Here is a 7,986-nt window from a genome sequence, read left to right as displayed (position 1 = left end):
CGCCTTCGAGGGCTACGACACGATCGCCGTCCTCGCCGATGTGCTGCGTTCTCACGGCGCGGACCGGGCGCGCACTGCCGAATCCTGGCCGCGCGTTGCAGTCGAAGGCACCCGCGGGCATATCCAGTTCTCCCGCACACCGGGCATCAGCGTTTGGCAATGAGGACCCGCCATCTTGATTTCTGCTGGTCGGCGGGGCTGGTGTGTCGTCTCGGTGGGGTACTCGTGCTGGTCAGTGTGGAGATCGGTAGCACGTGATCGTCCGTCAGGGGCGTCTTCTGCGCTTCCCGGGTGCGGGCCTCGGCTTGCTGCGTAGCTTCTGTGCGGGAGGGATCTTCATCGTGGACGTGCTGACGTGGACGGTCGAGCGGCGGGTGCAGCTGGCGGAACGCGCCGAGCTGCTGCGCAAGGAACTGGCGGGGATCGAGGCGGAGGTGGCCCGGCTGGAGGCCGCCGAGGTGGTGTTCGGGCAGTGGGCCGAGGCGACCGACGGTGGGCGGCGGCCGTCGGGCATCGTGTCGCCGGAGCCGGAGCCGGAGCCGGAGCCGGAGCGGGTGGTGGCCGGGCCGGGTGCGGGCGGGATACGGCTGGTGCCGGACCGGGCCGAGGGCATGGGAGTGGAGGTCCTGCCCCCTGAGTACGGGCGGATCATGGAGATCGTGGCCGGTGCGGGTGGGCCGGTGATGGCCAGGGACGTCGCGATCGCGCTGGGCCGGGACACGACGCCGGCGAAGGTGGAGCCGGTCCGCGGACAGCTGCGCAAGCTCGCCGACCGGGGCTGGATCTCCCGGACCGGCGCGGGCCGTTATCTCCCGTGCTGACCGGCCAGGACGCCAACGGACCGGCCGATTCCGGCCGTAACAGGAGGGCCCCCGGCGGGAGTTGGCGCGTGTGTGAAGACCCGCCGCCCCGCCGAGGGCTCTGAGGAAGCTGTCTATCAGGTTCGCCTCCCGCTGTCGAAGCGGACCATCGATCTCGTCGCCGGCCTGATACGCAAGCGGCGCAAGGCGCTGGGCTCCCGGTGGCGCAAGCTCGCCCCGGGCGCCCAGGCGGTCGTCGTGCTCGCCGTACTCCGCCACGACCAGCGCCTTGCCGACATGGCCGGCGGCAACGCCGTCGCGGCCTCCACCGTGCGTCGCTGGGTGAAGGAAGCGATCGAGCTCCTGGCTGCGCGGGCCCCGCGTCTGAACCGGGCGTTGAAGAAGATCGCCCGCAGCGGCGGAGTCGTGGTCCTGCTGGACGGCACCCTCGTCCGCACCCGCCGTCGCACCGGGGCGGATAACCGGAAGAACTTCTCCGGCAAGCACAAAGCCCATGGCCTGCTGTTTCTCGCTCTGACCGACGAGAAGGGCAACCTGATCTGGATCTCCGCGGCCAAGCCCGGCCGGTCCAGCGAGATCACCGCGGCCCGCCACAACAAGATCACCGGCCATCTGCGCGAGGCCGGGCTCGGGGCCCTGGCCGACCTCGGCTTCGTCGGCCTGGACGACGACCCCGACGACCCGGTGATCATCACCGGCCGCAAGGCCACCCGCAACCACCGCCTCACCGACTCCGAGAAGGAAGCGAACTGCCTGCTCAACCGCGAACGCGCCGCCGTCGAGCACGGCTTCGCGAACCTGAAGTCCTGGCGCTTTCTCACCAAGGTCCACATGAACGCCCGGCACGCGACCACCCTCCTGCGGGCCCTGCTCGTCCTGGCGAACACCGAAGTCCACAGGTGACAGACGATCTCCCGCGGAAGATCACGCCCCTGACCGGCGCGAGCACGTCACCGCGGGCCCACACCAGCCCCGTGACCTGCAGAATCAGGATGAAAACATCTCAATGGGCTTGGACGCCAATCCAAGTCGTTGATCGAGATCCGGCGGAACCCGATCGCTTTCGGATCCTTCACGCCAGCTGAGAGAGCACGGAGGTCCGACTGCCCAGATCTGTCCGAACTTGAGGCTGTCTACCTGTCTACGTGTTAATACGAGCTCTCAGCTTCGCGGCGGGGGCCCCGACCGCATTCTCAGACTGTTGCGCGGCAGCCGGCGCTAGCCCGGGGCAGCCCAGAGGAGGCCAGCAGTCGGACCGGCTTCAAGTTCAATCTTTACTCCACACGTGGCATGTCACACACCATCACACCGGGTGGTGCCCAAACTCACCGAAAATCCCCTGGCACCCGATCCGACCGAAACCGTGGTGCCCGTACACCCCGAAGAAATCAGACAGGTGACTCCCGCGCACGCCCGGCCGGAGAGCTGCTCTTTCGCTGGTTTCTGATCGAGGGCAGGATCTCCACCCATGAGGGTTCTCGTGATGGGTGGTACATGGTTCTTGGGCAAGTGCATCGCCGAGGGCGCGCTCGCCCGAGGGTGGGAGGTGACGACCTTCAACCGTGGGCGGTCCGGCAAGGACGTCCCCGGTGTTGAGCTGGTCCACGGAGACCGAACGGTTGTCGACGACGTGCAGCGACTTGCGGCACGGGGGCCCTGGGATGCAGTGATCGACACATCGAGCTCTGACTTGGCGCCCCGGGATGTGCTGCTGGCCTCTTCCACGCTTCGGGGGCGCGCTGCTCGGTGGGTGCACATCTCCACTGTGTCGGTGTACGCGGGCTGGCCGCACCAGCCTCTGACAGGCGACTCGGAGCTTCTGGAATGCCCAGCGGATGCAGACGAGACTTACGGGTACACCGGTGAGGACGGAAGCCCGACGGTCTACGGCTTCCAGAAGGCCGGCGGTGAGCGTGCGGTCGCCGAAGCGTTCGCTGATCGTGCCGTGTTTCTTCGGCCGGGCGTGATCCTCGGCCCAGGGGAGTACGTGGGGCGCCTTCCCTGGTGGCTTCACCGTGCGCACAGGGGCGGGCGTCTTCTGGCGCCCTCGCCGGCCGGACGCCGTATCCAACCCGTCGATGTGCGCGACGCGGCGCAGTTCGCGCTGGACCAGGTCGCAGGTGCCGGCGACGCGAGTTTCAACATCGCCCACCCGCAGGGAATCACCTTTGAGGATTTCGTGACGGCCTGTCTGCAGGTGACGGGCGGGGCCGGACGGCCCGTATGGGCGGAACCGGAGGTGCTCCTGGAGCACGGCGTGAAGCAGTGGACCGAGCTGCCGCTGTGGCGTACGCACGAGGAGGTGTGGTCCGTGGACTCCACCCGCGCCGTTGCCGCCGGCCTGCGCTGCCGGCCGCTTCTCGAGACGATCCGCGACACCTGGCAGTGGCTGGAGAACGACGGGCGACCCGTGGACCACCCGCGGTGGGCGGAACACGGGATCGCACCGGAGAAGGAGGCGAAGATCCTCGCCGCGCTCTGATCAAGCCTCGATCGCGAGCGGCCGTACGGCGAGAACAAGCTGGCGCTGGGCGGACAGGCGGGTGAAGTCCTCGAGGCGGTCGCCGAGCTCCTGAGCCAACGCATCGCCGTGCAGGCGCTGCTGGGCGAGGTATCGGCGCAGTGCGGCGGCGCGCGCCACGAGCCCGGTGACGCGCTGGTCGCCGGGGATCGACAGCATCGTCTCGAGGGCTTCGGCCGCGCCTTCCAGGTCGTTCGACAGCAGCCGGGCCATGGCGAGGTCAGCAGCCGCTTTACCGAGGACGGCGGTCGACCGGTCCCTCACCGGCCTGGCGGCCACGAGCTCGAGCGCGCGGCGTGCCGACACCTCTGCGCCCTGCCCGTCGCCGAGGAGGAGCGCGGTGGAAGCGTTCGACATGGCCAGTCGCTCGAGTGTGAATCCGAACTCGCCGCCAATGGTGTCGTGGAGCTCGTCCGTCGCTCCGTTTCCTTCTTCCTCGGACATGCGCAGCGCTCGCTGTGAGGCGGCCGCGTCTCCGAGATGCCCGTGGGAGCGTGCCTCGATGGCGCGCAGGCGGCGGAACGCGATGTCTCCCAACCCGCCGTAGGAGACTGCCTGACGTGCCAGGACAGCGGCTTGCGACTGTTCTCCGGAGTGGTACGCGATGAAGGCCAGGCTGCCGGTAGCGAACGCGCGCAGCGGGTCGAAGCGGGCCGTCTCCCCGTACAGGGCGGCCGTGCGGGCGAGCCGCTTTGCGCCGTCGAGCTCGCCGAGGTCGAAGGCCGCTTGCGAGAGCAGCGCCGAGGCCTGGCCCGCCACGATGAGCAGGGCCTGCTGCTGCGCGGGGATCGCGGTGCGGTCGCGGCCGGTCTCGGCCTGCTCGCGCAGCTCCTTCGCCTTGTGCCAGACCTCATGAGCCGGCTTGGTGGTGTAGCTCCTCGCCAGCGTACGTACGTCGTCGCGTAGCTGGTCCACGGTCAGGTCTGAGATGGACGAAGCGGCAGCGACGCCGGCGTCATCCTGTGCTTCACGTGCAGTCATTGCGATCTCGGCTTCCAAATCGAGCAGGGTCACATCGGGATCCGTCGACTCCGGCGGAGGCGCGAAGAGCGTCGCCGCCTCGATGTGGAACATCGCGTTCAACACTCGACACGCATCCGGACTGGGCAGTCCCTTGAGCTGACCACCCGTCCACCGGCGGAACTGTGTCTCCCCCACCGTGGGGTTCTGCGCGCCTCGTCCGATGATCCGGTCAGCCGTACTCGCGAACTTGAGCTCGAAGTCTGCCCACGTCCACTGGCGCTGCTCGATTACGACTTTGAGCAGCGTTTTCGGCTCGCCCACGTCTGCCCCCAGTCTCTGAGCTTCGCCCGCGGCCATCTCGTCCGGCGGATCCCTGCTGTCAGAGGGGATACCGCCAAGCCGCTCTGAGACAACGGGCCCTGCACATAAGCCACTTACAAGCTACCCCGAGGCCACCTCTGTCGTCCGGACGTGTTCTGGAAGCCACCTCGGAAGCCATGGCGAAGCTACCCATGGCGGGAGGACGCTGATCGCCGCCACTGCTGAGAGCGCCGATCCGAACACACCCGTGGATGCAGGGAGTCCCTCCGTGAAGCCCCAGACCGCGCCGTACGCCGCATCCCCCACGACTGCGACGGCCTCCAACTGTCTCGAGATCCCAGCGCCGATTGGGTCCGAGCCGGGGCATCAAGCCGACTTACGGAATCGGTCGAAACAGGTGTCGATGGACCCGGCCGCCCTGAGCGCCCCCGTCGTCAGGGAGTGGACCCGGCGCTTCGAGATGGGTGAGAACGCTCGGCTCCTGGCCCGCATCCACACCCGCACGCAGGTAACGCTCCTCGGATGGGACGGCGACGTCGACGCAGCCGCAGAGGTCGCACGCCAACTGGTGGCCAACGCCTACACGCACGCACCCACCGGCCCCGGACCCGTACAGATCTGGTTCCGGCTGGCCGTCACCGAGAACGACGAGCTCCTCATCGAGGTATCCGATCCGCTTCCGGAGTTCCCCGACTTCAACAACGCCGTTCAGGGAACGCGAGCCGGCGGCATGCGCGAGATCCGCAGGCACGGCGGTCAGCTCTCCTGGTTCCTGCCGGAGTGCGGCGGCAAGACCGTGCAGGCCCGTATGACGCCTGAAACGGCCGCGGCATGAACATCCTTCCTCAGCGGTCCCCCAAGGGGCGGCCCGCCGCCGCGCAGCCTGTCGAGTTCAGGGCGCAGCACGTCCGTGGCCCGGGCAAGATCGTAGCCGACATGGCGGACTTAGCGAGCCGCTTACGGTCCCTCCTGGCCATGCACGAGGGCCGCGGGATCAGAGTGCCCCTCGGCGGACAGTCCTTCGACGTCGTCGTCAGTGCCGCCGGACCCACGGGTCGGGCCGCGGTTGCTGTGATGGACGAGACCCAACTCGGCACTTGCGGGCCGGTCATCGAGGACCCGGAGGCCTCCTGGCTGTACTGGCTGGTCCCGCCGGGCACGACGCAGCAGTGGGCCCCCCACCCGTACGGCGTGTGCTTCGGAGCGCCCCACACGATCGCCCTGCCGCCCCTCGCCCGTATCGAGCCGCCCGGGGCGTACTGGTTTCGCGAGTGCCGCAGTGACCGGCTCGTACCGGCCCGGCCGCTCTGGGACCTCCTCAACCAGTTCCGTCCGGGGCCCACTCCCCACGCGGGAGTCGCCGCGCTGCTCCCTCCGTCCTTCTGATCTCCGTGTCCGCCGGGGTGACTACTTGGACCTCCGGCGGACACGGTGCCGCGCTCCCTCGCCGCCGGGACTTTCCCCCCTCGGCGGCGAGGGGCCCACCCGCAAAGGCAGAACCATGGTCAAGCTCCCACTGCCGGACCTCGCATGAGCCGGCAGTCGTACACGCAGCGCGGGCTCACCGTGCCCTACATCGCCGCATGGAGCCGCGAGGTGATGCTCAGTCCGCCCGTCGTACGCCGCATGGGCGTCGGTGGCGAGGGCGTCGGCTACCTGGACGAGTTGCCCCAAGACCGCGACGAAGGGGTGTTGTGGGTCCGACAGGCCATTGCAAGAGGCAAGGGCGGGGCTAACTTCGCCGCCGTCCATGCTCTTCGCCAGCGGCAGGCCATGCGCCATCTGCTGTGTCAGGTGTGTGGCACATCGCTGCTGTCAGGCGGCCAGGATCGCCAGCTCTACGTGCTCCGGGACGTGGGCCACCCGGTGACCGAAGGGGAGAAGACGACCGCACCGCCCGTATGTGAGTCCTGCGCGCTCGTGGCCGCTCGGGATTGTCCCCGCCTCCGTGCCGGGTACATAGCCGCGTGGGTCGAAGAGCCGATTCCCTGGGGTGTCTCGGGGGTGCTCTACCACCCCGACGCTCTGCGGCCCATCACTGTTCCCGGCACGGAGCCGACGATTCAGCTCGCCTTCGACGACCCTCGGGCCCGCTGGATTATCGCGACCCGCCGCGTCGACTCGCTGCACAACGTCACCCCCGTCGCTCTCGACGACCTTCCATCCCAGCGCCCCTCAGCCCGCCAGCACGCCGACCAGGAGGTTTCCCATGCATGACCTGATCGTCAGCCCGTTCCGCGCTGCCGCGGCCACCCCCCAGCCGATGGCGTTGATCGTGATTAATGATCTTGGCAAGCTGTGAAGGATCCACGCTCCTCTACAGCCGTTCTGGGTTCCAGAGCGTGTTTCTGGAGGTTGTGTGCTGATTCGCCTGCGCTCTTTGACTGCTGGCTGCACAGCGGAGACGCTGGTTGCATGGGCAGCAACCTGGAGAAGAGGTCGGGCCAGCCGTTGTACGTGTCCAGCACGACGGCTAACGGCCTGACGACGGTGCCGGTGACGGGCGAGGTGGATCACACGACCTCGGCCCAGCTGGAGGGCGAGCTGGAGCTCGCTGTGACCAGCGGCGCTCAATGCATCGAGGTGGACTTCCGCCGGGTGTCCTTCTGCGACTGCTCTGGCCTGAACACCCTACTCAGCGCCCGCGCGCATGCCCAGGAAGCAGGTGTCTGCTTCGGCGTGACCGGACCGGTCGCGCCCGTCGTCGCGCGGCTGTTCCACGTGGCGGAGGTAGAGCCGCCGCTGTTGACGCGGCGCGCTGCCTGAAGGACGACCGCTCAGGTGAGCTGTGCGGGCAACGGCTTCTTCGTCCAGCCCGCTGGCCGCCTCGGGTCAGGTACGCAGCCCCATTGCAATAGGAGAAGGCGACGGCTCGTGTCGTCCCACCCGTGGGAGTGGTCGAGACCGTAAGGCGCCTACCACGGAGAAAGCCGCGATCGGAGTTGCCCGCGACATGCTGACAGCTCGATCACGAGACCGCCGCAGGTTCGCGGCGCTTTTCTGATCACGCCTGCGGGGTTTCGCTCTGGCCGCCGGGGGGACTCGCGGGGTGCGGTTGAGCGGCCGCGGGTGAGGGACAAGGGCACGGAGTCCGTGGACTCCGTGCCCGTCCCAACGACCTTCAGGGTCCAACACATCGACCATCGACCCGAAGGAGTGGTCGTGCGCTGGAAACCCGGGATCGGACTTTACCTCGATGCACGTCCATGGTGATGAGGCCGAGGCGCGCCGCTCACGGAGCTGCGGGGAACTCGGCGGGCGCTGGTGATGGCTTCTGGACGTGATCTTAGGCAGGCTGGGCTGACAACGACGATGGCAAATCCCCAGTCAGGCGAGCTTGACCTTCCCCTCGTAGCGTAG

The 7,986-nt window shown here is 68.3% G+C and carries 8 protein-coding genes and 1 pseudogene; 8 read left to right on the top strand and 1 reads right to left on the bottom strand.

Annotated elements, in window-relative coordinates:
• The 4 genes and pseudogenes from J7E87_RS35765 to J7E87_RS34445 all read left to right on the top strand — a co-directional run.
• Positions 1-160: pseudogene (locus J7E87_RS35765) on the top strand (amino acid ABC transporter substrate-binding protein); the annotation flags it as partial.
• 181 nt (positions 161-341) lie between these two features.
• Positions 342-821: a hypothetical protein gene (locus tag J7E87_RS34455; protein ID WP_215098600.1), complete on the top strand. Its 480-nt coding sequence runs from the start codon at positions 342-344 to the stop codon at positions 819-821.
• Positions 822-893: 72 nt separating this feature from the next.
• Complete coding sequence (locus J7E87_RS34450; RefSeq protein ID WP_215098599.1) at positions 894-1,724, top strand: transposase family protein; 831 nt, start codon at positions 894-896, stop codon at positions 1,722-1,724.
• 565 nt (positions 1,725-2,289) lie between these two features.
• On the top strand, positions 2,290-3,303 hold the full coding sequence (locus J7E87_RS34445; protein ID WP_251018432.1) for an NAD-dependent epimerase/dehydratase family protein: 1,014 nt from the start codon (positions 2,290-2,292) through the stop codon (positions 3,301-3,303).
• Here the strand turns inward: J7E87_RS34445 and J7E87_RS34440 are convergent, their stop codons facing one another.
• On the bottom strand, positions 3,304-4,626 hold the full coding sequence (locus tag J7E87_RS34440) for a DNA-binding protein (protein WP_308313204.1): 1,323 nt from the start codon (positions 4,624-4,626) through the stop codon (positions 3,304-3,306).
• 403 nt (positions 4,627-5,029) lie between these two features.
• On the opposite strand from J7E87_RS34440, the gene J7E87_RS34435 reads away from it, so the two are divergent.
• The 4 genes from J7E87_RS34435 to J7E87_RS34420 all read left to right on the top strand — a co-directional run bounded on the left by J7E87_RS34435 (position 5,030) and on the right by J7E87_RS34420 (position 7,392).
• Positions 5,030-5,461 (top strand): ATP-binding protein, encoded by a 432-nt coding sequence (locus J7E87_RS34435; RefSeq protein WP_215098598.1) that lies wholly within the window; start codon positions 5,030-5,032, stop codon positions 5,459-5,461.
• Positions 5,462-5,562: 101 nt separating this feature from the next.
• On the top strand, positions 5,563-6,012 hold the full coding sequence (locus J7E87_RS34430) for a hypothetical protein (protein WP_215098597.1): 450 nt from the start codon (positions 5,563-5,565) through the stop codon (positions 6,010-6,012).
• A 144-nt stretch (positions 6,013-6,156) separates the two neighbouring features.
• Complete coding sequence (locus J7E87_RS34425) at positions 6,157-6,843, top strand: hypothetical protein (RefSeq protein ID WP_215098596.1); 687 nt, start codon at positions 6,157-6,159, stop codon at positions 6,841-6,843.
• 198 nt (positions 6,844-7,041) lie between these two features.
• Positions 7,042-7,392: an STAS domain-containing protein gene (locus tag J7E87_RS34420; protein ID WP_215098595.1), complete on the top strand. Its 351-nt coding sequence runs from the start codon at positions 7,042-7,044 to the stop codon at positions 7,390-7,392.
• The last annotated feature ends 594 nt before the right edge of the window (positions 7,393-7,986 follow it).

It is taken from the genome of Streptomyces sp. ISL-1 (assembly GCF_018614585.1).
Lineage (GTDB): Bacteria > Actinomycetota > Actinomycetes > Streptomycetales > Streptomycetaceae > Streptomyces > Streptomyces maoxianensis.
Note: the sequence above shows the minus strand (reverse complement) of the source record. Positions and strands in the feature narration are given on the sequence as shown.